Origin of the sequence: Streptomyces sp. NPDC087263, from assembly GCF_044744645.1 — a bacterium.
Taxonomy (GTDB): Bacteria; Actinomycetota; Actinomycetes; order Streptomycetales; family Streptomycetaceae; genus Streptomyces.
This window is the reverse complement of the sequence record NZ_JBIUYT010000034.1, coordinates 1-1,497: the sequence shown is the minus strand read 5'-3', so window position 1 is coordinate 1,497 and position 1,497 is coordinate 1. Positions and strand designations below refer to the sequence as shown.

Below are 1,497 nucleotides of genomic sequence, written 5' to 3'. Positions count from 1 at the left end.
GGCGGATTCAACTGGTCGTCGCAACACTTTGATCTCGGAGGTGTGCGACGTGGCCACGGCGGACTGGAGTTTGAAGACCAGCGATGTTCCGGAGGGTCGGCGTCGGCAGTGGCGCGCTGATCGTGCGTTGCGGCCGGCGATGCGTTCGCCGGGGCGGCCTGATCCGTCTCGAGTCGTGCAGCGCCAGTTCTGGCGGCTGATCGCCACAGGGGTCACGACGGTGGAGGCGTCGTTGGCGGTCGGCGTGTCGTGGCCGGTGGGTGCGAGGTGGTTTCGTCACGCTGGCGGCATGCCTCCGATCTCGTTGGCCGAGCCCAAGGGCCGGTACCTCGCGTTCGAGGAGCGCGAGGAGATCGCGATCCTCAGGGCGATGAACAGGGGCGTACGCGAGATCGCCCGCGCCCTGGGGCGTGACCCCGGAACGATCTCTCGCGAACTGCGCCGCAACGCCGCCACGCGCAGCGGCAAGCAGGAGTACCGCGCGACGGTCGCCCAGTGGAAAGCACAGCAGGCCGCCAAGCGCCCGAAGACCGCGAAGCTCACAGGCAACGACAGGTTGCGTGAGTACGTGCAGGACCGGCTCGCCGACAGCGTCCGCCGCCCCGACAACACGATCGTCCCCGGACCCAGGACGCCCGCATGGAAAGGGCTGAACAAGCCGCACCGGCAGGACAGACGATGGGCGACGGCATGGAGCCCGGAGCAGATCTCGCACCGTCTCCATGCCGACTTCCCCGACGATGAGTCCATGCGCATCAGCCACGAAGCGATCTACCAGGCGCTGTTCATCGAGGGCCGTGGCGCGCTCAAGCGGGAACTGGTCACGTGCCTGCGCACCGGCCGGGCGCTGCGGACTCCCCGTGCACGGTCACAGAACAAACCGCAGGGGCATGTCACCGCGGACGTCATCCTCAGCGAACGCCCCGCCGAGGCCGCAGACCGCGCGGTCCCCGGACACTGGGAAGGCGATTTGATCATCGGGACGGGTCGCTCCGCGATCGGCACGCTGGTCGAGCGCAGCAGCCGCTCCACGCTCCTGGTGCACCTGCCCCGGCTCGAGGGCTGGGGCGAGAATCCGCCCGTGAAGAACGGCACCTCACTCGGGGGCTATGGCGCGATCGCGATGAACGCGGCGCTCACGACGTCGATGACGCAGCTGCCCGAGCAACTACGCAAAACCCTCACCTGGGACCGCGGAAAGGAACTCTCTGGCCACGCCCTGTTCGCCCTCGATACCGGGACGAAGGTGTTCTTCGCCGATCCCCACTCGCCCTGGCAACGACCGACGAACGAGAACACGAACGGGCTGCTGCGTCAGTACTTCCCGAAGGGCACCGATCTGTCCCGGTGGTCGTCCACGGACCTCGAAGCCGTCGCCATGGCGATCAACAACAGGCCCCGCAAGACCCTCGGCTGGCGGACACCCGCCGAGGTCTTCGAAGAGCAGCTACGCTCGCTGCAACAGCCCGGCGTTGCAACGACTGGTTGAACTCGCCC

At 67.8% G+C, this 1,497-nt stretch carries 1 protein-coding gene; it reads left to right on the top strand.

The window, feature by feature from the left end:
* Positions 1 to 289 precede the first annotated feature (289 nt).
* A complete protein-coding gene (locus ACIPC1_RS40290; RefSeq protein WP_402526830.1) occupies positions 290 to 1,489 on the top strand; it encodes an IS30 family transposase in 1,200 nt (399 codons plus the stop codon).
* Positions 1,490 to 1,497: the final 8 nt, after the last annotated feature.

What these genes read in the sequence shown, in the direction of transcription:
- ACIPC1_RS40290 (WP_402526830.1), top strand. Translation starts at nt 290, where the DNA reads ATGCCTCCGATCTCGTTGGCCGAGCCCAAGGGCCGGTACCTCGCGTTC.